This window comes from Candidatus Methylobacter favarea, assembly GCF_902806695.1.
Classification (GTDB): Bacteria; Pseudomonadota; Gammaproteobacteria; order Methylococcales; family Methylomonadaceae; genus Methylobacter_B; species Methylobacter_B favarea.
In genome coordinates this window covers 1-24,506 of the sequence record NZ_CADCXN010000055.1, presented here as the reverse complement: position 1 = coordinate 24,506, position 24,506 = coordinate 1, and the positions used below count along the sequence as shown (strand labels likewise).

26 protein-coding genes are annotated in these 24,506 nt (G+C 47.8%); 13 read left to right on the top strand and 13 right to left on the bottom strand.

Features of this window, described 5'->3' with window-relative positions; translation table 11 throughout:
- Positions 1 to 4: 4 nt before the first annotated feature.
- On the bottom strand, positions 5 to 769 hold the full coding sequence (map, locus tag HUX64_RS07485) for a type I methionyl aminopeptidase (RefSeq protein WP_174625617.1): 765 nt from the start codon (positions 767 to 769) through the stop codon (positions 5 to 7).
- Positions 770 to 1,066: 297 nt separating this feature from the next.
- Here map and rpsB point away from each other — a divergent pair, with 297 nt between their 5' ends.
- The 10 genes from rpsB to HUX64_RS07435 all read left to right on the top strand — a co-directional run bounded on the left by rpsB (position 1,067) and on the right by HUX64_RS07435 (position 10,290).
- The gene (gene rpsB / locus HUX64_RS07480) at positions 1,067 to 1,804 is read left to right on the top strand and encodes a 30S ribosomal protein S2 (protein ID WP_174625616.1); all 738 of its coding nucleotides are present in this window, start codon (positions 1,067 to 1,069) and stop codon (positions 1,802 to 1,804) included.
- A 119-nt stretch (positions 1,805 to 1,923) separates the two neighbouring features.
- Positions 1,924 to 2,811 carry a translation elongation factor Ts gene (gene tsf, locus HUX64_RS07475; RefSeq protein ID WP_174625615.1) on the top strand — a complete coding sequence of 296 codons (888 nt, stop codon included), beginning with the start codon at positions 1,924 to 1,926 and terminating at the stop codon, positions 2,809 to 2,811.
- Between the two features lie 78 nt (positions 2,812 to 2,889).
- Positions 2,890 to 3,621 (top strand): UMP kinase, encoded by a 732-nt coding sequence (pyrH, locus tag HUX64_RS07470; RefSeq protein ID WP_174625614.1) that lies wholly within the window; start codon positions 2,890 to 2,892, stop codon positions 3,619 to 3,621.
- The gene (frr, locus tag HUX64_RS07465; RefSeq protein ID WP_174625613.1) at positions 3,614 to 4,171 is read left to right on the top strand and encodes a ribosome recycling factor; all 558 of its coding nucleotides are present in this window, start codon (positions 3,614 to 3,616) and stop codon (positions 4,169 to 4,171) included. Before pyrH ends, frr begins: the two co-directional genes overlap by 8 nt.
- 14 nt (positions 4,172 to 4,185) lie before the next feature.
- Positions 4,186 to 4,944, top strand: coding sequence for an undecaprenyl pyrophosphate synthase (gene uppS, locus HUX64_RS07460; RefSeq protein ID WP_174625612.1), 759 nt, complete (start codon positions 4,186 to 4,188; stop codon positions 4,942 to 4,944).
- Between the two features lie 17 nt (positions 4,945 to 4,961).
- Positions 4,962 to 5,837 (top strand): phosphatidate cytidylyltransferase, encoded by an 876-nt coding sequence (locus HUX64_RS07455; protein ID WP_174625611.1) that lies wholly within the window; start codon positions 4,962 to 4,964, stop codon positions 5,835 to 5,837.
- Complete coding sequence (ispC, locus tag HUX64_RS07450; RefSeq protein WP_174625610.1) at positions 5,834 to 7,018, top strand: 1-deoxy-D-xylulose-5-phosphate reductoisomerase; 1,185 nt, start codon at positions 5,834 to 5,836, stop codon at positions 7,016 to 7,018. Before HUX64_RS07455 ends, ispC begins: the two co-directional genes overlap by 4 nt.
- On the top strand, positions 7,018 to 8,379 hold the full coding sequence (rseP, locus tag HUX64_RS07445) for an RIP metalloprotease RseP (protein ID WP_174625609.1): 1,362 nt from the start codon (positions 7,018 to 7,020) through the stop codon (positions 8,377 to 8,379). Before ispC ends, rseP begins: the two co-directional genes overlap by 1 nt.
- Before the next feature lie 75 nt (positions 8,380 to 8,454).
- The gene (locus tag HUX64_RS07440) at positions 8,455 to 9,180 is read left to right on the top strand and encodes a DsbC family protein (RefSeq protein WP_174625608.1); all 726 of its coding nucleotides are present in this window, start codon (positions 8,455 to 8,457) and stop codon (positions 9,178 to 9,180) included.
- Between the two features lie 222 nt (positions 9,181 to 9,402).
- A complete protein-coding gene (locus tag HUX64_RS07435) occupies positions 9,403 to 10,290 on the top strand; it encodes a transporter (protein ID WP_174625607.1) in 888 nt (295 codons plus the stop codon).
- A gap of 157 nt (positions 10,291 to 10,447) precedes the next feature.
- On the opposite strand, the gene mutS is transcribed toward HUX64_RS07435, so the two are convergent.
- Positions 10,448 to 13,039 carry a DNA mismatch repair protein MutS gene (gene mutS / locus HUX64_RS07430; RefSeq protein WP_174625606.1) on the bottom strand — a complete coding sequence of 864 codons (2,592 nt, stop codon included), beginning with the start codon at positions 13,037 to 13,039 and terminating at the stop codon, positions 10,448 to 10,450.
- A 166-nt stretch (positions 13,040 to 13,205) separates the two neighbouring features.
- Here mutS and HUX64_RS07425 point away from each other — a divergent pair, with 166 nt between their 5' ends.
- Positions 13,206 to 14,501: a tyrosine-type recombinase/integrase gene (locus HUX64_RS07425; protein ID WP_174625605.1), complete on the top strand. Its 1,296-nt coding sequence runs from the start codon at positions 13,206 to 13,208 to the stop codon at positions 14,499 to 14,501.
- On the opposite strand, the gene HUX64_RS07420 is transcribed toward HUX64_RS07425, so the two are convergent.
- The 7 genes from HUX64_RS07420 to HUX64_RS07395 all read right to left on the bottom strand — a co-directional run bounded on the left by HUX64_RS07420 (position 14,452) and on the right by HUX64_RS07395 (position 16,846).
- Positions 14,452 to 14,865 carry a helix-turn-helix transcriptional regulator gene (locus HUX64_RS07420; RefSeq protein WP_217426454.1) on the bottom strand — a complete coding sequence of 138 codons (414 nt, stop codon included), beginning with the start codon at positions 14,863 to 14,865 and terminating at the stop codon, positions 14,452 to 14,454. The genes HUX64_RS07425 and HUX64_RS07420 overlap by 50 nt on opposite strands.
- Positions 14,847 to 15,314 (bottom strand): FlhC family transcriptional regulator, encoded by a 468-nt coding sequence (locus HUX64_RS07415; RefSeq protein WP_174625604.1) that lies wholly within the window; start codon positions 15,312 to 15,314, stop codon positions 14,847 to 14,849. Before HUX64_RS07415 ends, HUX64_RS07420 begins: the two co-directional genes overlap by 19 nt.
- Before the next feature lie 12 nt (positions 15,315 to 15,326).
- Positions 15,327 to 15,692, bottom strand: coding sequence for a flagellar transcriptional regulator FlhD (locus HUX64_RS19615; RefSeq protein WP_246246946.1), 366 nt, complete (start codon positions 15,690 to 15,692; stop codon positions 15,327 to 15,329).
- Positions 15,693 to 15,739: 47 nt separating this feature from the next.
- Positions 15,740 to 15,916 (bottom strand): hypothetical protein, encoded by a 177-nt coding sequence (locus HUX64_RS19610; RefSeq protein ID WP_246246945.1) that lies wholly within the window; start codon positions 15,914 to 15,916, stop codon positions 15,740 to 15,742.
- A 67-nt stretch (positions 15,917 to 15,983) separates the two neighbouring features.
- Complete coding sequence (locus HUX64_RS20105; RefSeq protein ID WP_343034383.1) at positions 15,984 to 16,244, bottom strand: hypothetical protein; 261 nt, start codon at positions 16,242 to 16,244, stop codon at positions 15,984 to 15,986.
- Positions 16,245 to 16,287: 43 nt separating this feature from the next.
- Positions 16,288 to 16,566: a FlhC family transcriptional regulator gene (locus HUX64_RS20100; protein WP_174625602.1), complete on the bottom strand. Its 279-nt coding sequence runs from the start codon at positions 16,564 to 16,566 to the stop codon at positions 16,288 to 16,290.
- A 94-nt stretch (positions 16,567 to 16,660) separates the two neighbouring features.
- Positions 16,661 to 16,846 carry a flagellar transcriptional regulator FlhD gene (locus HUX64_RS07395; RefSeq protein WP_246246944.1) on the bottom strand — a complete coding sequence of 62 codons (186 nt, stop codon included), beginning with the start codon at positions 16,844 to 16,846 and terminating at the stop codon, positions 16,661 to 16,663.
- A gap of 892 nt (positions 16,847 to 17,738) precedes the next feature.
- Between HUX64_RS07395 and HUX64_RS19600 the strand changes: the two genes are divergently transcribed.
- Together HUX64_RS19600 and HUX64_RS07385 are read left to right on the top strand one after the other, a co-directional pair.
- Positions 17,739 to 18,266, top strand: coding sequence for a hypothetical protein (locus tag HUX64_RS19600; RefSeq protein WP_246246943.1), 528 nt, complete (start codon positions 17,739 to 17,741; stop codon positions 18,264 to 18,266).
- Positions 18,267 to 18,580: 314 nt separating this feature from the next.
- A complete protein-coding gene (locus tag HUX64_RS07385; RefSeq protein ID WP_174625601.1) occupies positions 18,581 to 19,552 on the top strand; it encodes a cell envelope integrity TolA family protein in 972 nt (323 codons plus the stop codon).
- 271 nt (positions 19,553 to 19,823) lie between these two features.
- Here the strand turns inward: HUX64_RS07385 and HUX64_RS07380 are convergent, their stop codons facing one another.
- From HUX64_RS07380 to HUX64_RS07365, 4 genes are all read right to left on the bottom strand, one after another.
- Complete coding sequence (locus tag HUX64_RS07380) at positions 19,824 to 21,596, bottom strand: AAA domain-containing protein (protein ID WP_174625600.1); 1,773 nt, start codon at positions 21,594 to 21,596, stop codon at positions 19,824 to 19,826.
- Entirely contained in the window at positions 21,597 to 21,977 is a 381-nt protein-coding gene (locus HUX64_RS07375; RefSeq protein ID WP_174625599.1) for a hypothetical protein, read from the bottom strand.
- Positions 21,961 to 23,202: a hypothetical protein gene (locus HUX64_RS07370; RefSeq protein ID WP_174625598.1), complete on the bottom strand. Its 1,242-nt coding sequence runs from the start codon at positions 23,200 to 23,202 to the stop codon at positions 21,961 to 21,963. The genes HUX64_RS07375 and HUX64_RS07370 overlap by 17 nt, the downstream gene beginning before the upstream one ends.
- 127 nt (positions 23,203 to 23,329) lie before the next feature.
- Positions 23,330 to 24,379 (bottom strand): hypothetical protein, encoded by a 1,050-nt coding sequence (locus tag HUX64_RS07365; protein WP_174625597.1) that lies wholly within the window; start codon positions 24,377 to 24,379, stop codon positions 23,330 to 23,332.
- Positions 24,380 to 24,506: the final 127 nt, after the last annotated feature.

Here is a 24,506-nt window from a genome sequence, read left to right as displayed (position 1 = left end):
GCAATCACATTTCTTCCTGGCGCAAGGTCAGAATGTCGTAGCCGCCAGGCGTTACCAGAATGGTGTGCTCCCATTGTGCGGAAAGGGTTCTATCCTTGGTTACGGCAGTCCAGCCATCGGCCAATACTTTAACATGACGCTTGCCGATATTAATCATGGGCTCAATGGTTAATATCATGCCGCTCTCCAGAACCTCGCCTTCGCCGGCTTTGCCGTAATGCAGCACATGCGGGTCTTCGTGAAAATTTTTGCCGATCCCATGCCCGCAAAATTCTCTTACCACCGAATAGCGGTTGGCTTCAGCGTATTTTTGTACGGCATGGCCGATATCTCCTAATGTGGCGCTCGGCTTGACTTGCTCTATGCCCAGAAACATGGCTTCGCGGGTTACTTTAATCAATCGTTTCGCATGCGGGCTGACCTCGCCTACGCAGAACATTTTGCTGGTATCGCCATGATACTCATCTTTAATGACGGTAATATCTATATTGACAATATCGCCCGATTTAAGTTTTTTCTCGCTGGGAATGCCATGGCAGACCTGCTGGTTAATCGAGGTGCAGATGGATTTTGGAAAACCGTGATAATTAAGCGGCGCAGGTATGGCCTTTTGCACATCAACAATATAATCATGACAGATTTTATCAAGCTCATTGGTAGTCACGCCGGGAATGACATACGGCTCAATCATTTCCAAAACTTCGGCCGCCAGTCTTCCGGCAATGCGCATTTTGTTAATTTCACTTTCGGTTTTAATGATTATGCTCATAGCGTTAAAAATGTAGTTTTCGGGTTTACTGCTCAGATATTGTATTTGCTCAATTACAACCGCAGTCAGACCTGTAAAAAGAGGAGTTTAACAGAGATTTGGTTGTTGCAAAAAGTTAATTATGGTATAAAGATAAGTTCATTTTTGAATTAATACTCACGTCTATCGTCACGTTTGGTAGGGTGCCGGCGCCGCCTGATTCTCATAGAATCGTTGTAAACCGGTTACCAGACGGGATGGGCGGAGGCGCAACCCAACACGGAACAAAAGTTCCGAATTTTATATCAGGAGAAATTAATGGCAGCAGTATCCATGCGGCAAATGCTTGAAGCGGGTGTTCATTTTGGCCACCAGACTCGTTACTGGAACCCGAAAATGGCCACCTACCTTTTCGGAGCGCGTAGCAAAATCCATATCATTGATTTGGAAAAAACGCTTCCCATGTTTAATGACGCGATGAATTATCTGGGTCAGATGGCGGCTAACAAAGGCACCATTCTGTTTGTCGGCACCAAAAAAGCCGCCCGTAAGGTTGTCGCAGAAGAGGCAATACGCTGCGGCATGCCCTATGTAAATCATCGCTGGCTTGGCGGCATGATGACCAATTTCAAAACCATCAAAAAATCAATCAACCGTCTGAAAGAACTGGAAGCCATGAAAGCGGACGGTACACTTAACCAGCGCTTCGGCAAAAAAGAAGCGCTGGGCATGGAGCGCGAACTTGAAAAACTGGAACGGAGTCTGGGCGGAATTAAGGACATGAAAGGCATTCCTGATGTAATTTTCGTAATGGATGTCGGTTATGAAAAAAACGCCATCAGCGAAGCAAAAAAATTAGGCGTTCCCGTCGTCGGAGTGGTTGACTCCAACAATTCACCCGAAAAAATTGACTATGTAATTCCAGGTAATGATGACTCAATTCGCGCCGTTAAGCTCTATTGTGAAAGTGTTTCCGCGGCAGTACTGGAAGCCAAAGCAGCAAGCATGGGCCTTTCAGCCAAAGCGGATGATTTTGTTGAAGAGGCAGCAGAGTAAGTCGGTTACGCATTTTTTGCAGTTAATTTGCGATGAATTGAAAAGTTTAATCAGGCCAAAAAAACGCCTCCTTACGGGGGCGTTTTTATAGTAACTATAGTATTGAGGAAAACCAGAAAATGAATATTAGTGCGAGAATGGTTAAGGAACTTCGGGAAAGAACCGGTTCAGGCATGATGGAATGCAAAAAGGCATTAATTGAAAGCAATGGCGACATGGATCTGGCGATCGAAAATATGCGCAAATCCGGCTTAGCCAAGGCAGATAAAAAATCAGGGCGTATCGCTGCTGAAGGCATTATCGGCGTTAAAGTCAGCGATAATCAAAAAGCTGCGGCGATGGTTGATATTAATTGTGAGACTGATTTCGTGGCCAAAGCAGACGATTTTATAAATTTCGTCAATAATATAACCGCAGCATTGCTGAATAATGCCGATATTGAAACAGAAGAGCAATTGCTGTCCATGAAATTGGCGGACGGTCAGAGCGTTGATGAAGTTCGCCGGGGATTGATTGCAAAACTGGGCGAGAATATTGCCATTAGACGTTTTGAAAAATACCAGAGTGCTGCCGAGGGCGGCACCGCCTGTTATTTGCATGGCAATAAAATCGGGGTAATTGTTGAATTAGCCAAAGCGGATAGCGAATTGGGCAAGGATATCGCCATGCATATTGCCGCCAGCAAGCCTTCTTATATTTCTGAGGATCAGGTGCCCGCAGAAATTATTGAGAAAGAAAAGGAAATTTTTCTGGCTCAAGCCTCAGAGAGCGGAAAACCGGCTGAGATTGTCAATAAAATGATTGCCGGCCGCATCAGCAAGTTTTTTGCAGAAATCACCTTACTGGGACAGCCTTTTATTAAAGAGGAAAAAACCAGTGTCGGCAAACTGCTGGCTTCAAAAACTAACCGCGTTATCCGTTTTAGTCGTTTTGAAGTAGGCGAAGGCATAGAGAAAAAAGAAGAAAACTTTGCCGAAGAAGTTATGGCGCAGGTTAGAGGTAATTAAACTTATCCAGGTAGCCAACACTATTACCGCTTACGCCCCGCCAACCCCACATGCCAATATTAATCCTGACTAAACAATATGACTAACCTGATTTGCCAGAGAATCTTGCTTAAATTAAGTGGTGAAGCTTTAATGAGTGATGCCGGAGGGAGCATTGATGCCGATATTGTCAAACGCCTTGCCTGTGAAATTAAAGACTTGTCCGATGCAGGCATCGAGGTTGGCCTGGTTATTGGCGGCGGCAATATATTACGCGGCGCTGAAAAAGCTTCCGAAGGCCTGGACAGAGTAACCAGTGATCAGATGGGCATGCTGGCCACGGTTATAAATGCGCTGGCCATGCAGGATGCGCTGGAAAATCTCGGCCAGCAGGTCAGAGTGATGTCGGCCCTGAAAATCAATCAGGTATGCGAAGATTATATACGCCGCCGGGCCGTCAGGCACCTGGAAAAAGGCCGCGTGGTGATTTTTGCCGCCGGCACCGGCAATCCTTTTTTCACCACGGATTCGGCAGCCAGTCTCAGGGCCATCGAAATCAATGCCGGCTTGATGATTAAAGCCACTAAAGTCAAAGGCGTTTATTCAGCTGATCCGGAAAAAGTGAAAGACGCCAAATTCTATTCGCGGCTAACGTATGATGAAGCCCTGGATCAGCGCCTTAACGTAATGGATGCGACCGCCCTGGTGTTATGCAGAGATAATAATGTGCCTGTGCGGGTAATGAATATTTTTGAGAAAGGTGCAGTAATGGAATTGATGATGGGCGGAGAAATTGGATCTCTTATTCAACGAGGAACAGATAATGGTTAGTGATATTCAACAAAATGCTTCAACCCGAATGGCCAAGAGTCTGGAAGCTTTAAAGCATGAATTTTCAAAGATAAGAACGGGCAGGGCTCACCCCAGTTTGTTGGATCAAATTAGCGTTTCCTACTATGGTACGGATTCCTCCTTGTCGCAGGTCGCCAATATTGCTGTGGAAGATTCGCGCACGTTAACGATTACACCTTGGGAAAAAGGTATGGTCCAGGCTATAGAGAAAGCCATTCTGAAATCTGATCTCGGCCTGAACCCGGCCACTAACGGCATGGTTATCCGAATTCCTTTGCCGCCATTAACTGAGCAGCGTCGTCGTGATCTGGTTAAAGTAGTTAAACATGAATCAGAAAATGGCCGGGTTGCAATCAGAAATATTCGCAGGGATGCCAATTCCGAAATAAAGGAAGCCTTGAAAGAAAAAATGATTTCCGAAGATGAGGCCCGTGCCGCCGAAGAAAAAATTCAGAAACTGACTGATCAGTATGTGAAGGAAGTAGAAAAGCTACTGGAAGCCAAAGAAGCCGACTTGCTGTCAATTTAATCGGGATTTTAGCAATGTCTGCTGATGACTCCAATAAAGATAATAACAATCCCCGCCATATTGCCATTATTATGGACGGCAATGGCCGCTGGGCTCAGAAAAGACATATGCCAAGAACTATTGGTCATCAAGCCGGCGTTAAAGCAGTCAGAAAAATTGTCGAGCACTGCGCCAGACAAGAAATCGAGGTCTTGACTTTATTCGCTTTCAGCAGTGAGAACTGGCGTCGCCCGGAAGATGAAGTATCAACGTTAATGAGCCTGTTTATGGCAACTCTGCAAAGAGAAGTCAGCAAGCTGCATCGCAACGGCATTCGTTTGCGATTTATAGGCGACCGGGCAGCATTTTCAGATAATTTACAAGACAAGATAGCCGAAGGAGAAGCCTTAACCTGCGAAAACAAGGGCCTGACCCTGGTGGTCGCAGCCAACTATGGAGGCCGCTGGGATATATGTCAGGCACTGCGAAAAGTTGCGGAAAAAATGCTTGCCGGGGAATTAAAAAACTATGAGATTGATGAAAAATTAATCACTCAGTATTTATCAATAGCCGACCTGCCCGAGCCCGACCTGTTCATTAGAACCGGCGGCGAACAACGCGTCAGTAATTTTTTATTATGGCAATTAGCCTATGCGGAACTATATTTTACCGCAACGCTCTGGCCCGACTTCGACCAGAATTCACTCGATGAGGCCATCAAGAGCTTTAAAAGCCGCCAACGGCGTTTTGGCTATACCGGCGAGCAAGTACTTGGAAAGTCTATTACCTTATAACTCCTAATAATTTCAAAATGTTACTACAGCGCATTATAACCGCATCGGTCCTGGCTTCCCTGCTTGCATTGGCAGTGTTCAAGTTGCCCCCGGCCTATTTTTCATTGCTTTTAGCTCTGTTCACGCTTTTGGCTGCCTGGGAATGGTGCAGTCTCGTCGCTATTAACCCGCTGTTCAAGCGGGTATTATTTTTACTCGCCTTGATGGCGCCCATGGCGGGAATTCATTTCTGGACACAAATTCTCGAACTGATTGCGCAAGCTGTGGATTGGCCTGACGTCAGAAATTATTCAGGGGCGCTGGAATGGCTGGTTATAGCACCGGTGTTATTCTGGATACTGGCCATGATATTAATCAGAAATGCACCGGCCGGGGTTTTGGCGCTGCAAATGAAGCCTTGTTATAAGGCATTGATCGGATGGTTTATTTTATTATCGGCATGGATGTTTTTGTCCAGACTAAGGACCTTATATGGCTCCGAGGTGACCATGTATTTGCTAATCCTGATTTGGGCAGCCGATATTTCAGCTTTTTTTGCCGGAAAAAAATATGGAAAAGTCCTGCTGGCGCCGCTGATCAGTCCCGGTAAAACCGTTGCCGGCATGTATGGGGCTTTAATAGCAGGCATTGTTTGTGCAGTCAGCTTAAGCCTGATTAATGGTTTCCCGCTGATGGTGGCAGCAGACTTTGCTTTATTGTCTGCTCTGACGGTGCTGATTTCAATTTACGGCGACCTGTTTTTCAGTGTCGTCAAACGTCAGCGCGGCGTAAAAGACAGCGGCTCATTATTGCCGGGTCACGGCGGCATTCTGGACAGAATTGACAGTGCGGTTGCTGCTATCCCTTTCTTCTATGCGGGCATATTTCTGGAAGCTTACGGGATATTTTCATGAAAGGCATCTGCATCCTCGGCGCGACAGGATCGATTGGCGTCAGCACACTGGATGTAGTAGGCCGGCATCCACATCTTTATAAAGTCATCGCGTTAACGGCAAATACCAATATTGATGCATTATATGAACAATGCCTGGAACATCATCCCGACTATGCCGTTGTGGTAGACGAGAACAAGGCCCGGATTTTTAAAGATAAACTTCAAAACTCGTCCATTCCGGATATTCAAGTACTGGCAGGGCCCCAGGCTCTGGAATATGTGGCGACTCTGGACACTGTCGATTCTGTTATGGCGGCCATTGTTGGCGCCGCAGGTTTGCTGCCGAGCCTGGCCGCAGCAAAGGCGGGTAAAATAATATTGCTGGCCAACAAGGAAGCTCTGGTCATGTCCGGCGCTATTTTTATGCAAGCGGTTACGGAGTCGGGTGCTCAATTACTGCCTATAGACAGTGAGCATAATGCGATATTTCAGTGCATGCCGGTCGGCTATATAGCGGGCATGCAGGCAAAACAAGCCAGACGCATTTTATTGACAGCCTCAGGCGGGCCTTTTCGTGAAATGCCTCTGGATCAGATGGCTTCGGTTACCCCGGATCAGGCGGTAGCTCATCCCAACTGGGATATGGGCAGGAAAATTTCGGTAGATTCGGCAACCATGATGAATAAAGGTCTGGAAATGATTGAAGCCTGCCTTTTATTCAATATGCAGCCTGATCAGATACAGGTTGTCATCCACCTGCAAAGCGTTATCCATTCCATGGTGGATTATGTGGACGGAACCGTTCTGGCACAAATGGGCAACCCCGATATGCGCATACCCATCGCTCATTCACTGGCCTGGCCAGAACGATTTGATTCCGGAGCAGAACCTCTGGATATTTTTGCGGTGCGGCGCATGGACTTTGAAGAGCCGAGTCTGGAACGTTTTCCCTGTTTGCGTCTTGCCTATGAAGCCATTGCTGCAGGCGGCATTATGCCCACAGTTCTAAATGCCGCCAATGAAATAGCAGTAGAGGCTTTTCTGAACGAGAATGTTCGCTTTACCGATATTCCGATCATTATTGAACGCTGTATGAAAAAATTTGTCGTTACAGAAGCGGGTAGTCTGGAAATTATTCTGGAGACCGATCAACAGGCCCGGCTAGTGTCGCGGCAGATTATTGAAGATCTTAATAACTGATGGAATTAATGCATACGCTGTTTTATTTTATAATCGCCATAGGCGTCCTCGTTTCCTTTCATGAGTTCGGGCATTTTTGGGTTGCCCGTAGAGCCGGGGTAAAAGTCCTCCGGTTTTCCGTAGGTTTCGGCAAGGTATTATGGGCTTACAAAAAGCGGCCTGATTCTACAGAATACGTGTTATCGGCCATCCCTTTGGGAGGCTATGTCAAGATGGTCGACGAGCGTGAAGGAGAGGTTAAAAAAGAAGACCTGCCTTTTGCGTTTAACCGGCAGTCCTTGCTGGCAAGAGCGGCGATAGTCGCAGCCGGCCCTCTGTTCAATCTGGCTTTGGCGGCTATTTTGTTCTGGAGCGTGCTGGTTATTGGCGAGACCGGCATAAAACCGATACTCGGCGCCATAGAGCCTGGGACTTTGTCTGCTGATGCAGGTTTTGCTGAAGGCGATGAAATTATTTCGGTTAATGACAAGGTTACCCCCACCTGGACTGAAGCCATCAATGTAATAGTCGGGGCCGCTTTGGAAGGTGAATCTGCCATCAAGGTTAAAGTAAAAAACTTTGATGACCAGCAAAGCGTCAGGACAATTAGTATTGCTGAAGATGATAGTCAGAATCCCGAAGTATTTTACAAGCGCCTGGGTTTTAAGCCATGGTCGCCACAATTAAAGCCGGTTATAGGGCTAGTGCTGGCTGACAGCGCTGCGGCCGCGGCGGGTTTGCAGAAAGGTGATTTAATTATCAGTGCAGACGGCATTGCTATGAAAGACTGGATGCAATGGGTTAATTATGTAAAAAAACATCCTGATGTTGCCATAGGGCTGATTATCGAGCGCGACGGCGTGCGTTTGCCATTAACCATTACGCCAAAAAGCGTGCAAGCTGAAGGAAAGGCTGAAGGTAAAATCGGCGCTTCAGTCCATATACCTGAAGAGCTGATGAAAGCAATAACCGTGGAATATTCATTATCTCCTTGGGCAGCAATACCTGTTGCTATGGAATCAACTTATAACTATTCCGCCACGACTTTAAAAATGATGGGGAAAATGCTGATTGGCAAAGCCTCTGTAGAAAATCTTAGCGGCCCTCTCAGCATTGCCCAGTTTGCCGGACAGTCTGCCAGTATGGGTCCGGTGCACTTCTTAAAGTTTATCGCCCTCGTCAGTATCAGTTTGGGCATATTGAATTTATTGCCTATTCCTGTGCTGGATGGCGGGCATTTAATGTTTTTTGCCCTAGAAGGCATTAAAGGCAGTCCTGTTTCAGAGAAAGTGCAACTGTTTTTTCAACAGATCGGCATCACCATGCTGGTGTCATTAATGGCACTGGCAATGATCCTGGATATTCAACGGTTATTTCAATAACAGCTCATATCACACGGCGCAAAATTTTTTGTTCTTGCGTCTTTAAAATAAATTTTTCAGGGAAAAATGAAGAACATGAAAAATAGTCTCCGGATTGCCGCTCTAGTGCTTTTGGGCTGGGCTTTTTTTGCCGTTGCCAATGCCGATCAAAACACCGTTAGACAGGCTATGGCCAAATCCATGCCTTCAGTTAAAATTGACTCAATCAAGCCTTCTGTAATCAATGGCCTGTATGAAGTAACGGTAGGCACCAACATCATTTATGTTTCTGACAATGGCAAATATATCCTGCAAGGGCACTTGATTGATGTGGAAGCCCGCAGGGATCTGACTGAAGAAATGTTGGGGGCGGCCCGCATACAGGCTATCGAAAAAATCGGCCAGGATAATATGATCGTGTTCAAGCCCAAGACAAGCAAATATAAAGTATTTGTTTTTACCGATATAGATTGTGGCTATTGCCAGAAACTGCATTCAGAAATTGATCGATATCTGGCCGAAGGCATTACCATTCAGTATCTGTTTTTTCCAAGAGCTGGTAAGGGTTCTGACTCCTATAACAAAGCGGTATCAGTCTGGTGTTCCAAGGATCGTAACGCGGCTTTAACCTCAGCAAAAAAAGGCAATGTCCCTCCTCCTAAAACCTGCGATAACCCGGTCGATGAACATATGCAGTTAGGCGCAGAGTTCGATGTCAAAGGCACCCCTATGATTGTTACAGAAAAAGGCAATATTTATCCCGGATATCTGCCGGCCCAACAATTGTCTGAAGCATTGGCAAGCGAGAAAGCCCAGAAATAGGCTGCCCTTTCTTTCAGGAAACACAGGAAATGCTGGAATTCTGCAGTCAGTACAATATTGTGTCCGATATGGAAGTCGCTCCCAGTTAACAGATTAATGAAGCGTATAATTCAAGCTGATGTCCGCTCCCGTTTCGTCATCGGCCTTAAATCATTGAGTGCCGATGCTGGCTCCACTTTAGATATTGGCCTGCAAACCGGCTAAAGGCCGGAAGGCGATAAAGTGAGCTTTCCTGCCATGTACGCTAAATTCAGGGCATTGGCTGGTATTATGACCCCATTGATCCTGCTTACGTTGCCGCAAACACCGATGTGGAGTGCTGAACAGGAGACTGATTTATCGCCAGTTACTCAGTCATTTGCCGGCGATTCGGCGGCTTCACCTTCATCAGCGAAGCCAGCATCAATGCTGCCCCTGACCACCTCACGGCCCAGCGAGACGGATGATTCCAAAACGGTGCCAAAGGGAAGCCTGCAAGCGGAAAACGGAGTCACTTATGAAGATGACAGCGATGAAAGCCAATCCTGGATTCTGCCGGAAACCTTATTGCGCCTGGGCTTGAGCGATAACACGGAATTCCGTTTCACCCTCCCTAATTACATCTATCAACGGGATAAAGATGAAGGGCAACTGACAAATAATTTCGGGGATATTTCAGTCGGCTTGAGTCACCATCAGGAATTACCGGGTAAAATCGATATAGCGCTCATCCCCATTCTGCATCTGCCGACCGGCGCCAATAATATCTCCACCGACACGATTGAGCCCCAACTTCGGGTCGCGGTGTCGAGAGAATTTAAAACGCTGACTCTTGAAAGCCAATTCGACGCGCGCTGGTCTCACGGAAAAAACGCTAACGCCAATGCGACGTTTACGCCAACATTGATGATTAGCCATGACTTCATGGATAAACTAAGCGGGTTCGCTGAAGTGGTCGGAGAAATTTTCGCCTGGGGCAGCGATGATTATTATATCCAAACCGGCGCATATTACACCCCGACCAAACGACAGCAAATCGATTTCCGGCTGGGAACGGGCTTGATAGCGAACTCCCAGGATATCCTGGTCGGATTCGGGTATTCGTTCCGAATAGACGGCTTGATTAAGTAACAAACAGCTGACGCTTAACTCGGCGACATACTGAACTGCAGCTTGTCCTGAGCGATAAGCAACGTACGGGCCGGATAAGCGAAACCGACGCCTTTCGAATAACCTTAGCTGCTAAAGCGGTAATTAAAGCTTCTTGCCTAATCTTGAAACAGGAGCATCAGCGCTCCACCATCCTTTTTAGCCGATAGAGCATCTCCAAAGCCTGCCTGGGGCTAAGATCATCCGGATTCATCTCCTCAAGTAAACTAACCGCCGGGTGGCACTCTTTCGATGAAAACAAATCCAGCTGATTAACGCCTGTTTCCGCCTGCTGTTCAAGGTATGCTTTGTCCTCAAGATGCCGGAGTTTGGTTTTGGCTTTATCAATAACTGAACGCGGCACGCCTGCTAGGGAAGCCACTTGCAATCCGTAACTTTGATTGGCGGGGCCTTCTTTTACTGTATGTAAAAAAATAATCTTGTCGCCATGTTCCATAGCATCCAAATGCACATTATGGATGAATTTCTGTTCATCCGCCAAAGCAGTCAGCTCAAAATAATGCGTGGCGAATAAAGTAAATGCCCTGGTTTCTTTAGCCAGGTAATCAGCGCAGGCCCAGGCCAGGGACAAGCCATCAAAAGTGCTGGTGCCGCGGCCAATCTCGTCCATTAAAATCAGGCTTTTCGAGGTGGCGTTATGCAGGATATTGGCTGTTTCCGACATCTCGACCATAAATGTTGACCGCCCCCCAGCCAAGTCATCCGATGCGCCAATGCGGGTAAATATCTTGTCGATGAAGCCGCAGGCCATCGCTTTGGCCGGCGCATAACAGCCAATATGCGCCATTAAAACAATCAGCGCCGCCTGGCGCATGTACGTGGATTTACCGCCCATATTGGGGCCGGTAATCACCAGCATTCTACGCTGGCTGGACAAAGCCAGGTCATTGGGCACAAAAGGAATAGCAGCAACCTGCTCAATAACCAAATGCCGTCCGCCTTCGATAGTAAGCCCAGGTTTAGCTATCAATGCCGGTTGAGATAAATTCAACGACTCAGCGCGTTCTGCAAAATTGACCAATACATCCAGTTCAGCCAGCGCAGATGCACAATGCTGTAGCGGAATAAGTGATGCCGTGATGGTATTGAGCAATTCCTCATATAAGGATTTTTCAAAAGCCAGCGATTTCTCGCGGGCGCTGAGCACCTTATCCTCAAACGATTTTAATTCTTCAGTAATATAGCGCTCGGCCCCTTTTAAGGTCTGTTTTCGGGTGTAGTGGGCAGGAACTTTTGCTGAATGCAAATGGGATATCTCAATATAATAGCCGTGTACGCGATTGTAATTGACCTTAAGATTGACAATGCCGGTCGCCGCTTTTTCCCTGTTCTCCATATCGACCAGAAATTGATCGGCATTCTGGCTCAAGTTGCGCAAGTCATCCAGTTCCTGATTAAATCCTGCCGCAATTACGCCGCCGTCCCGGATAAGCACAGGCGGATTATCTATGATGGCTTTTTGCAACAGGCTTAAGATCTCCGGCTGCTCGCCAATCTGTTTGCTTAACAAGGCGAGCAGGGAGTTATCCGCGCTTGAAAGCGTTTGCTGCAGCTCGGGCAGAACCGCGAGGGTATTGCGCAAGACCAGTAAATCCCGCGGACGTGCTGATTTTAATGCAATACGGGAACTTATCCTTTCAATATCGCCCACATGCCGCAGATAATTGTGCACATCCCGGTACAATTTGCCATGAAGCAATGCAGCAATACAGGCATAGCGATTATTCAATATTTTATGATTGCGCAGCGGCCGGTTTATCCAGCGCCTCAGGCATCGGCTGCCCATCGCCGTCGCCGTTTTATCCAATACCCCAAACAGAGTGTACTGGAGTTGTCCGGACGGGTGGAAATCCAGTTCAAGATTGCGGCGGCTGGCTGCGTCCAGCAAAATACTTTCATCGCTGCTCTCGGTGCGTATGCCCTGAATATGAGGCAATGCATATTGCTGAGTATCTTTTACATATTGCAGCAAAGCCCCTGCCGCAGCGATGGCCGCAAGCATGTGTTCACAGCCATAGCCTTTTAAATCAAGCGTGTTAAATTGCTTTAACACCAATTGCCTGGCGCTTTCCTTGTCAAAATGCCAGGGCGGTCTTCTACACAGGCCGCTACGCTGTTTTAAACCTGAAGGCAGCGGCCAGTCTTCGCTAAACAGCAACTCGGCCGGATTAAGGCGGGCCACTTCACTTAATAATTGATCTTCAGATTCAAGCTGCTGCAAGACAAAACGTCCGCTGGTTAAATCGAGGCTCGCAACGCCGTGCATATTATCCAATGCGTACAGCGCGACCAGTAAATTATCTTTCCGGTCATCCAGCAAGGCTTCATCAGTGACTGTTCCGGGCGTCACAATACGCACTACCTTGCGCTCGACAGGGCCTTTAGATAAAGCAGGATCTCCAATTTGCTCGCAAATAGCGACCGATTCACCGTTTTTTAACAGCTTGGCAAGATAGCTTTCAGCCGCATGGTAAGGTATACCGGCCATAGGAACCGGCACTCCTGCAGATTGGCCCCGGCTGGTTAAGGCAATATCCAGTAATTGCGAGGCTTTTTTCGCATCGTCAAAGAAAAGCTCGTAAAAATCCCCCATGCGGTAGAACAAAAGCGTATCGGGGTATTCTGATTTGATGCGGAAATATTGTTGCATCATCGGAGTAGGTTCTTTTTGCTGGGCTTCTCTATTACCCTGATTTAACTCGTCTTTCATTTTCATCTTATTGATAGTAGATGCTTTTTAACATCTTTATTCGTCTCGCTTAACATCATCTGCACTTATCAAAACTTACCTGCACTTCGCATTTTGGTGCAGTATTTTACATCCTCTCAAAAAAGCTATACTGAAATTTCAGGGCAACTAAAAAAGCTATACTAATATGCACTTCGACTCCCGCACAGCCAAAGCTTTGCAACCTGGACAGCATATCACCTTTACCGATTATCCCGGTCTTCGCCTCTCGGCTTCAGCTAAGTTGCGGACCTGGATTTATCGCTATAGAAGCTCTGTTGATGGACGCATTCGGCAAGTCGCTATAGGTCATTGGCCGGCCATGTCCTTTCCAGCCGCTATTGTCTCTTGGGAAGCCTTGAAAAACCAGCGCGATTCAGGCAGTGATCCGGTGTTGTCCGCCAAACAGGAGAAGATCGAGGCCAAAGCATTCATTGAGAAAGAACGAGCCGAAAAAGCCGAAAGCGCGTATACGGTGCGGGTATTGTGCGACGAGTATCTGGCTGGGCATATTTACCGGCACCGGGCAAAAAAAGGCGCAACCGAAATCACCCGAATGTTTGACACTATGCTGGGCAGCCTGGAGAAATTGTCGGCCACGGCGATAACCCGGGCAATGTCATTTGATTTAATTCAACGTCATGCAGCAAAATCCCCGGTGCAGGCTAGAAAGCTCCGCTGCGAACTGGGGGCGGCATGGGATTATGCAATGGATGCCGGCCGGTTACCAGAAACGGCAGTGAATTGGTGGCGGTTAATTCTAAGGGGCAAGATTCAATCAAAAGGCAAGGCTATTGCGGGTGAGAAGATCGGTACCGTTAAGCGCGTGCTTTCTGAGGATGAAGTAGGCGAACTGATTGCCTGGCTGCCTAATTTTCCCCTACTGATTGCCGATGTACTGACTCTGTATTTATGGACAGGGGCACGCGGAGCCGAAATTGTCGGCATGACTGGGGCGGAAATTACCGAAGAGAATGGCGTATGGTGGACAATTCCCAAATCTCGCACCAAAAACGCCAGGCATGAAGGTGCGGCCGATCAACGGGTACCCTTATATGGTCGCGGCCTGGCTGTCGTGTTGCGACGCAAGCGGCTTTATGGCGGAGGCGTTTTATTTCCCTCACGGCAGAAAGCCGGCCATGTCGATCAAAAAACGATTCAGCAGCAAGTCCACTATCGCCAGCCTTATTGTCCGACGCGACCTGAAATGACCCGTTCCCGCTTGACGGTTACGCACTGGGCACCGCATGATTTACGTCGCACGTCGCGAACACTGCTGGCAAAATTGGGCTGTCCGGACGCCGTAGGCGAGATGATTTTAGGCCACATGCTTCCAGGTGTTGTCGGCACTTATAACCGCCACCAATATGACGGAGAAAAGCTTAAATGGCTGCTCACTCTGTCTGAGCATCTTGAGGTATTGGCAAAGCGTTTTGAGAATTAGGCTTTCCATTACGGCCGCCAGCCGCGGTGTTGGGCGGCGGTAAAAAATCTGATACGGGACGGGATTCCGCCCACTCCTCGATTTCGCGCAATAACCAGCATGACCGCCTTGCAGAGGCTTTGCGTGGCTTAGGAAAATCGTTCGCGCGAATAAGGGACTGCACCGTAGATTCCGATAGCCCGGTAATTTCCGCAACGGCCTCAAGATCAATCATGATCGGTTTTAATACCGATTGACGTTTCTTGTTGCTCATATTCTTTCCATCCATCGACTCTCGGGCAATAGACTCTAATTGTTCAAGTTGTGCTGTTAAGAACATCTCCCCCAAAATTAAGGCATTCAACTTCACAAACTTGTTTTGCATATCTCGCACCGTTCAGAATCTCTTTCACGAGCATTCAGCAATAGAGCGGCTTTGCACTTCAAACATCTTGCCAGCCTAATCTGCCTCGACCTTAGGTCCTTTGCGATTACCCATGCGGAGGAAAAATCTAAATCACTGCTCGGAAGTGATTTTTTATAGGAATCAAAAGCGATAACGATTTTTCGGATGTCGCTCTCCGAGCTGTTGGATTCAACTGTTTGGAAGCAAACCGCAAACAGCGTTACCTCTTTGTACTTCTTAATGTTACGTGTCAACCCGTGCGTTGAATATTTCAAAGCCCCTGGACGCGGAGAACGCCCATGTAATTCCCGATAAGTTTTCCGGAGCAGCTGCCGAGGTAACCCTGTTTCCCTATGGATAATTGAAATTCTGGCATGACGTCTCAGCAATTCGAGTGCAAGGGAATATTGATGAAAGGTCTTAAGCATCCGCCGCCTCCATTAATTCGAACCACTAAACCCGAGCAACACATCAACGATGTCGTGCTGCCGGCGGGTCATACTACGAATGAAGTGGGATGTAAATCGCGGCGAAAAACATAACCAGCCTGATTGAGCAATATGCTGAATGTCCTCATTGGACAATTGACTAATCTCCAAGCGCATGTCTTCTTCGGCAATGCCCATCATTAACTCAGCAAGAATCGCATTTTCCCTCGCCAATTCACGGGCTTTTATCAACCAAGTGAGATTCAGTTCATAAATTTCGGCATCACATGCTTTATTATGAAGCGTGGCATGGCGCTCAAAATAATCATCCAGATTGTTAAAAGCTGACTTCATGACCTCGTCTATCTCAGGCGTCATATTTGCGAGCTGAAATTTGTTTTTAAGAAAACCTGCGCCAAACTCCGCTACCAGAGGTAGCACCAATTCCTGAAAAAACCGTGGGTAATGGGTTGCACGCCTTCAAAATCAACCGTCAGTGCCTGCTGGTTGGCAAAACATTCACGGGCCAATCTCGCCAGCTTTTTGCCATGAGACGGTTGCGGGGTTTTGAGATCGGTGAAGCTCTTAACAACGATATACACTCGTTTTCTCCTGGTCGGCAATTTACTCGTCAATCATTCCAAACAGCACAAAAATCAATTCACCTGATCAAGCCTTTTGCCTAGGCTTGACCGTAGCCCATCGGCGACGCCCCGCTTTATCTGCCCAAACATCGCAGATTGGGCATTGCTGATAGGGTTTTGGCATTTTGTTGAGCACCACATGACGAGCATGGCATTTTTCGCAAATCGCCAGCCCCATTTCACTCGCTTTCCATTGCCCAACCGGTTGCCAGGCTCGATTGATATCCAGCAATATGAACTGCGCAACTCCAGCTTCCAATTTGCTTGGCTGTGGATTATGTGCCACAACGCTGCCGTACAATTGATAAGCAGTGAGGAACAACTCGGCATTAATAACAGCCTGGGGATAAATCGTGGATCAGCCCCAGGAAAATGGAAGCGTGAATGGTGTTCACGGAAGAACGGAGAATCCAAAATGAGTCGTAAGGCAGCATGCCCTGCTTAGGCGATCGTCGGTGGATGGTCTTATACACCCGTATCGCCGTCTTTTTTCCGATATGGCACACAGAACGCACAACCGGAGGCCGAGCACCCAATTTAAACAGCGCCTCGGCCAGGGCCAATTCATAGCCCTTACCTGTCTCAGGAATGAAGGGCAAACGAATCATTTAACTTCCAAGCTTAGTGGTTTTGAGGAAGTAAGTAATGCGACATGCGATGCTAACGACACATTTTTGGGCGTATTCATAGGAATCAGCGTAATTACGGTTCTTGCAATGCCAGATAGCTCCCTGATTTTTCCACGGAAAAGCCGGAGAGTTCCTCGATCTGCTTTCGATCAACACCGAATCGCCATGCCGCTTCTATCGGGTTATTTCTGGCGCATTCGCGGGCCAGCATCAGGTATTCAAAATTCAGATGGGCAATATCTTGTTCAAGGGTCGACATGGTGTTACCTACTTAAATCACGATCGCGGTCTATGCTAATGACTAATCTTGTTAGTGTCCCGTACAAAAGATTTCGGTTTTGAGATATAAATCACGAGAAGCTTGTCTATTCGTAGCATTGCCTCTCTTGAAAAAATGTCCCGAAAGGGATGATTTGCTTTTGATTCCGAATTTCCAAGCGTCAATCAAGCTAAAGTGCGTGCTTACAACAGCAGATGCACCCATTTTTTATCGTCTATAATTTTTGTCTACAATTCAAAAAGAGTTGCAAACTGATCGATTCAACCTGAAATCATGTGGGCCCAACCCTATAATGGGCACATTACGAATTGAGAGACCCGTTAATTACCTGAAATGTAAGTTTTGGAGGAATTTTATGGTTTTATTTTCCGGTAACCAGCCACAAACCTTCAGCAACCCAGTTAGGGATGGTTTATGCGTGAAGTGATTCAATGTCTGATCGACTGGATTGACAAGGATCCGGCGATGAAAAGCCGCATCGCATACTCCGTGCCTTAGCGCAGGAATCGTTGAAGAAAGCGGGCTTTGAAGAAGGCAAGCGACGTTTTACCGCGGATGAGCTTGTAGCTGCAGCAGAGGAATTACCCAAGCCCGTCGACCCAAAAAATGGATCGATTGGCCAGGGTCATTTTCGAATTACTGGCAGACCAAAGAACCTCAGATTATTGAATTTGCCAGGCAGCAAGGATTGCAGTCCTATCCTAAGCCAGAGCGGATCAGCACCAAAGGCGGACCTGGTAACGTGGCTACTTTTTGTATCAAAGCGGCGCCATTACCCGAATTACAGGAGGAAGATAATGTATTTCCAGCGTCTACCGAGAAAGAATTCCGACAGCTGTAAGCCCATTACGAAATTGCCTCCCATGGTGCAGTGAAGCCATCCTGGTTAGCCCATTGGTTATTTCACGACGGCCAAATACAATTAAAACACTGGCATATTTGGCTGATTGTCGGCTGGTTATTCTTAATAGGCCTTGGCACTCTCGTGTTCTCGTATGTCGGCTGGTTTTCGCTCTCGAGGCCTCAACCGGTTACGACCCGCGAAATCACGCTGTTTTTAACCATTTTTGGTTTCCCCTATTTTGTCTGGCTTGGATTGCTTAGACCCTGGGTACGTCTATTCGAGGATCGAGTCGTGCTTGCACATGAGATTTTTATAAACATCAAAGAAAAACCGGCACAATATGAATTACTCAGAGATGGGGATTTAAGACAGATCCGTCTCGTCCGCTATACCGCTCCCTGTCCGATTTGTGGCGCAACCATTTATCTTAAAAACGGCGCACCTGATTATCCGCGTCGCTTGGTTGGACGCTGCTATGAAAGTCCGAGAGAGCATGTGTTCAGCTTTGATCGCGTCACTCGGCGAGGGCGCTTGCTAATCGGCCAATTGGCATAGCTATTCCATGAGATGGACCAATCGATAGAATTAAGATCAGAAAAAATCAATGTCGCGATATTTATGCAGCCCCCGATACCTGTGCTATGAGTATAAGAGTCCCAAAAATAATTAGGCAAGCTCGACCTAACTTTAGAAGTGTCTCTCGCTCTGGGACAGAATTATCGAAGCGAGTGATAGAGAATCCCTGCCGGATTGATCTCGCTAGAAAATATTTCGTAGCCGACCTTCCGGGAGCAATTACCCCTGCGACCCGCCTTCACACTATTCTCGCTAGCTTAGAGCAAGGGCGCCGGCCTTCAGAACAGGCTCTGATGTATTTGCAGAAACAGGGACTTGCCGCGCTACAACAACTTGCGCAGAATGAAATTAGCTACGATGCTTTCTCCGAGATTGCAGCCGAAGAATTGGTTAAGCGTGAACAAGTTGCCGAGGCTGAACGGAGAAAAAAAGAAGCGGCGCAGTTGCGACTATTTGAGCAAGAAAAAGCTAAAGAGGCTATCCGTAAAGCCGAATACGAACGTAAGCGTCAGCAGGCGGAGGAAGCTCGACATCAGCGGGAGAGCGACCCGAAATATATCACCAAAATAAAAAACCAGCAGCTTCGGTCACGCTATGGGCTAGATCAGTTCATTGAAAAACAATTTTTTGCCCGTTTGATGGACATTCTTCATCGCCTAGAAGGTGGCAATCGTCTCTCTGACGAAGTCATTCTGTGGCTTACCACCGAGGGCTCGGATTACTATACTGAAACTCTTCAGACGGCCTTTCATGAGCGCGAGGCTGAGTTCTATACGGCTGAGTACAAACGAACAGCTGATCCCTGGAATGCGGTTAATGCCAGCGGACACTACCGCAAGTGCAACCAAGCCAGAAAAGCCCATGATCTGCTGGCTTCGATCCCTGCTGGGCGCCAGAAAGCCCCCAAACTGATCTCTGCTATCTACACAACCCATGGTGGTGTGATGCGAGATTTGAAGCGTTTCAATGAAGCTTTGAATTTTGGCGACCAGGCACATGCTCTGACGCCGAAGGATTTCCGCCCCTGCACCCTATTAGGTGCGGTAAATTTCGAGATGGGAAACTACGACCTCGGGAGGGACTGGTATGTCAAGGCGACAGAGCGCGGAGCCAGTGAGCGGACGATTGACTATGACCTACGTGGCATCTTCCTGCGTGCGGATAAGGCTAAACGCGAGGAGATAAGGGCATTCCTGCTTCGCGAAGATCCGGTTCGGTATAAATGGGTTATTAAACTCAAAGTCCAAGATCAAGCGCCCTCTTAGAGTCGATAGTACCAGCTAAATTGTCATCGAGTGGTATCGGCCAAAAGCGGTCGGTCAGCCCACATATTCTTGGCTGGCCGCTTCAGACTGCGAAGCAGTCTTTCGACCTTGGACATCCATTAACAGCTGGTCTCGATTTTGAAATTACCCTCTGCGACTGCATTGCGGTTTGATTGTTAGGGTGAAAGTCCTCCAATAACATCAAACATTGCTTGCGAAGCAAACGAGTTTGGTCTACCCATTTAACACAAAAAAGCAAAAACACGAGTTTTTAAAAGTATTTGATTAAACCTTCTTTTCGATGCTTTATTAATATAGGCAAGCGTGCTAAGGCATCAAGCACCGGCAGGCGTTTGCTGCGGATGTAGTCAATGTCGCCAACCAGATAGACGGCATCTCGTGCCCGTGAGATGGCCACGTTCATGCGGCGGTCGTCAGCGTAGAAAGTCGCAGGACCAGTATTGCGCACGAATGAGAAGAACACGATATCGGCCTGTCGTCCTTGGAAAGCATCGACGGTGTCGACTTCCACAGCCAACATCTCGCTGAAGTCATGTTGGCTCAGGGTATCGCGCAAGGTTTTGCTCTGGGCGCGGTATGGCGTGATCAGTGCAACGCTGAGTTTTCTGGTACCACCAGCTCGCTTGAGCCTTTCGAATATTTCGGCGAGCCGGGCCATGATGATTCGGATCTCAAACTCATTGACCAAAATCTTCTTTTCGTTACCCTGCTGCGCCGGCACGCGGTAACCATTGGACTGGTAAGTGAACCAGCCGAAGTCTTGAAACTCGTGATCAGTGGTTGTTCGGTGGTGCTGCAGTTCACCCTTGTAGAAGTGGTGAGAGATGAATTGGCCGATGTGTGGAAGCATGCGGAACTGCTTGCCCAGCGTGCCCTTCATGTCCATGGGCAGGTTCTCGAACAAGCGTTCGATCACACCGTTACGGATCAAGCGCTCTTTGTGGTCGTCCATCTTGGTCAGTGCTTCGGCTTCTTCTGAGCAGAATGTGGGCGGCAGTTGCTTGTGGTCGCCAACCAAAATGCACTTCTTGGCCACGCTCATGGCCATGAGCCATTCGGGCATGGTTGCCTTGGAACACTCGTCAACAATGGCCAGGTCGAACATCTCGGTTTCATCATCGACCAAGTGATCGATCTGATTGCAGGTGACGCCGATGACCTGGTGCATTTCAGCGAGATTGCGAGCTTGCCAACGCGGCAGGCCCATCTTGCCGTTGTCATTGGTTTTACCCTGCTCTAACGTCCCCCATAGGTTCATGGTCAACTCAGGCGCGACACTATGCGCCTTGTGCCATAAAGCATCAGCGCGGCTTAGAGCGTCTGTTTGTGGCGTGTTTGGGCTCTCGAACTCGGTGATGGAAAACTGTGGGTAGCGTAGCATCGAATCCAGAAGCTCAGGTGAGCATTGCGCAGCAAGACGGTCAAAGGCGTTATCCACGGCCACGTGAGTCTCTGAGCTGATCAGGATTCGCGCCCCGGGCTTGGCTTTGATCGTTTGCAGGATGATTTCCACGATAGCTGTTGTCTTGCCGGTGCCGGGTGGCCCCTGCATGAAGAACAGATCCTCGGTGGCCAGCGCCTTGGAGATCAGCTTGAACGCGGGATCACCTGCCTTGTAGTTCGATTGGATGGGAGCTAAGGGCTTGATCGCCATGGAGGACCCGCCTTCACGAGCCTTGAACTCGTCAATGAAGGCCTTGATCTTGGCCTCGGTGTCTGGCTTGACCTTGTTGGTTGGACGGTCATCGGCGTTGAGGCGTTCCCCCGGCATCGAGATGTCGTCACCGCTCTTTTTGGCTCGATTGCTGTAGTAATACTGAAGCAACCGATTGTGGTTGATGTTGCAGTTGGCACCGGTGCGAAACGCGAGCAGATAGCTGATCTGACGCTTGAGCTTCGGCATCGTTTCCTTGTCAGCATTGCGCATCAGCTCGGACAGGTATTCCAGCCAATGGTCGATGTGCTCTACGAAATCGATAACAACTTCGGATTCGGGATGCATGTATGGATAACGTTCGCCCATTTATGCCTCCATGATCTTTGCATGAAGCAATGATTCAACGCCTGCAGGATTTTTAGAGCCCAGCTTGTTGATAATCACGCGGCGCATGGATGCATCTGCTTCATCAACCGTCAAAGGCAATACCAGCTTGGAATCAGCAAGTTCAAAAACAATATCCATATCTGGATGAATGCTCAATACGCCAAGATTATTTTCAGCCATGCCAGCGGTAATCAATGCGTCAATAGCAAGCGCAATTCTGTAAATCGAAAACTGAGGCAAACATGCAGTCAGTTTCTCTTTTGTGTTGAATCCAACGCCTACAGCTTTCGTTACAGCAATAATGCTTTCCTTAATCGATTGCCTTCTCCAGACAAATGACAGTTCAATTTGTGGCTGCATTCTCAATCCTCTTGTTCTTCTTCTCCCAGTGCTCGCACTTCTGGTTCTTTGTGTTAAATCCGAATGCAGACCGAGCATTAAACTCGCGGTCAGCGCGTAGTATTTCACAGATGCTCTCAATAGCTGAATCAGGATGCAGAGGCTTAATTCGGTCGATATATCCCCGAAGCTCATCACGGCGTGTATTCAGAATGGTGCGTGCTTCTATTAACGATTCCTTGTCTTCCCAGGCACCCTTCTTCATCCGATACAGCCGATCTCGTTCTGCCTTGTCACGCGTTAATGTTTCAAAATTACTGCTTTCATGGGCAACCTTAATACGCTGTTTGCATAACTGAAATTCCTCGTTTAGCTCAGTTAATATTTCGTTAGCGCAACCAATAATGTCAGTAGACGTACCAATGACCTTGATAATCTCTTGCAGCGTACCGCCTTCTTTGAGATTTTTAAACCAATAGTTCGCATAATCGTTTTGCGTCATTTCAAACGCATAATATGATTCGAATTTCTTGGCAATTACATTCCAATATTCAATGCATGAGCCATATTTCAATGCCAAAGTTTTCTTATTGGCTTCGTGTCTCTCCTTAACCGATACTTTGTTATCGTGAACAGCTTTTTTTTCGTCTTTAAGGGTGGCAGCTTCTTTTAAAAGAAGTGATCGATGGCTTTTAAGCCGATTCAACTCATTGTTGAATTCGTCGTTACTATTTTTTGACGAGCGCTCAATGGAGCGCTTCGTTGCCTCAATGAAATCAGTGGTCACACCGATTTCTCGCGCAGAAGTAAATTCACGCCACACATGACGAACTTGCCGCTGAGTCTGCTTATTCAGCTCATTGATATAGGCATCAATTAATGATGTGGTCGAATAAATTGCATTCAGCTTTTTATTGACGATGTTGATTTCTTGATTGCAAAGATCAAGATGCATCCACGAATCAATACAGACAAATGTGAAACTTTGGAACTCTGCAAGTTCATTTAAATATGTGCCAGTTATTTCTAACTGACCATTCATGAAATCAAGATACTGCTTGAGTTCTTTGTTGCGCTGTTCCTGGTGCGCTTTAATCTGGCGAGAGTATTCCGCCATTTTGGCATTTACTCGACGATTGGCTTCAGCTTGAGCCGTTTCCAGACGTCGAACCAGAGCCTGTGTGTGGGCGGTTTCTTCTTCCAGCTTTGAGCCTGCCCACCTTTTGGCAATTGCTTTTAAGATCATAGAAATTCAGTCCTCAGTGCAGCTCAAGAAATTCACAGGCCTGGTCCCAGCCGGTCTTGTTTGGAATGATCAATTCCATGCGAGTGAGGATCGTCTTTTCGATCTCTTTTTTTAACTCCCTACCTGTCTAGTCTGAGATGTCGATGGTGTTCAGCTTCTCTTGCAGGACTTCTAGCTCTGCGGCGAATGCTTGCGAGCGCTCGTTCTTCTCTTCTTGTTTGCGTCGCTCTAGGTCCATCAGATCCGAGTGTTTGATGTAGTTCTTGCGCACGGGCGTGAACATCAGGTATTGCATCTCCAGGTGATCGTTAAGCTCTTTGCCCATCGCGTCGAACTGAGCGAAGGCCTGATTGGTAATGCTGCGCCGCTCCTCTTCGTACTGGCGGTCGATGTTTGCAATTTCCTTGCTGTATTCGTTGGCCAGCTCCTGCATCATCTGGCGCTCTTGCTCTGGCAGTGCTTCGAGCTGCACGTAGATATTGTTTTGAACAGCCTTGAGCTGGTTCTTACGCGTGCTGTATTCCGAGATTACCGAGATCGCACCGCTGAAAGGCAGCAGATCTGTCCAAATAAACGACTGCTCGGACATGATGCCAACCTTTCCGACGTACTGCGACAGTTTGATCGAGCCGCCGTTGAGTAGCTCCAGTGCAGATTTCAGATCTTCATTGGCAATCGTCACACCCTTGGCAGAGAAGTGATTGACATAAGCACCAGCTGCAAGCGAGAACCCAACTGCAAACACTGCACCGCTGGCCATGACTCCCAGGGCACCAAGGGTTGTACCACCAATGGCGTAACCAGAAACCGAGGTAGTGACAAACGTGCCCAAGTACGTCCCAGCGCCGACACCCAAGCCATATGCCAAACTACCACCCACGACCTGCATCGTGCCGCCAATAGTGGACGAAGCGAACTCGATGCTGTCGATCTCGCCGTTCGAGAACTTGTACAGGTTCTGTGCCAGCTGGACCGTGATTTGGGAAACTGCCGCAGCTACGTTGCCTTTGATGAGCTGTTTGCCAAGGGTTCGGCCAATCGTTTTGCCGGTCTGAGCTGCAGCAGCATCAATCAATGACTGTCCTGCGTGCTGAACACCAGTGATCAGCAAGGTATTGCCAGCCCCCTTCACGGAGCTAAGCACCACCCGTTGCGTCGCATCAAGACACTGATCCATGTCTAAGAAGCTGTTTGGAAATTCATCTTTTCGCCCATAAGGTATCAATTTTGATTATGAAATAAATAGTATGAGCACAAAAAACGGAAAAAACGTTACCCGAGTAATTTGAGTGAGGGGGCATGGC